At 63.0% G+C, this 549-nt stretch carries 1 protein-coding gene; it reads right to left on the bottom strand.

The genetic code is table 11. From position 1 onward, the window contains the following. Window positions 1–482: Sec-independent protein translocase protein TatB (gene tatB / locus EOA36_RS36735; protein ID WP_127281330.1), on the bottom strand; the 482-nt coding region annotated here is incomplete at its 3' end. Between the last annotated feature and the right edge of the window lie 67 nt (window positions 483–549).

The following is a 549-nucleotide window of genomic DNA, read 5'->3' as shown; positions in this document are numbered from 1 at the left end:
ACGGCAGGATCCGTGGATGCCGCCACAACCGATTCATCGGTCATTGCCGGGAAAATCGGGGCTGGTGTCGTGGCTTCAGGCCCGTTGACGCCAGGCATTTCAGTCGCGCCGTTCTTCAACGGCTCGGCCGCCTGTGGCGTCGAAGCGGCAGGGGCCGACGGATCGGCGGCCGGCTTCGGCTTCATCGCGGCATCGACACCGGCGCGCACATCGGCCGCCGCCTGCTCGAACGGATTGAGCTGCTTTCGGATTTCGGCAACCGGGCTCAGGCCCCTGAGCTCGTCGACCGACTTCTTCACGTCGTCGAGCTCGGCTTCCTTCAATGCCTCGTTGAACTGTTTCTGGAAGTCGGCGGCCATGGCGCGCAGCTTCGCCGTCGTGCGGCCGAAGGTGCGCAGCATGTTGGGCAAATCCTTCGGCCCGACGACCACGATCATGACGATCGCGATCACCAGCATTTCGGTCCAGCCGACTTCAAACATGGCAATCCGTTCCGACTAGAACTTCTTGGCTCAGCTCTTGCTGGCCTTTTCCTTCGCGGCCGAAACG

The organism is Mesorhizobium sp. M8A.F.Ca.ET.021.01.1.1, from assembly GCF_003998025.1.
Lineage (GTDB): Bacteria > Pseudomonadota > Alphaproteobacteria > Rhizobiales > Rhizobiaceae > Mesorhizobium.
The sequence above is the reverse complement of the archived record's forward strand: the minus strand, read 5'-3'. Positions and strand labels throughout refer to the sequence as shown.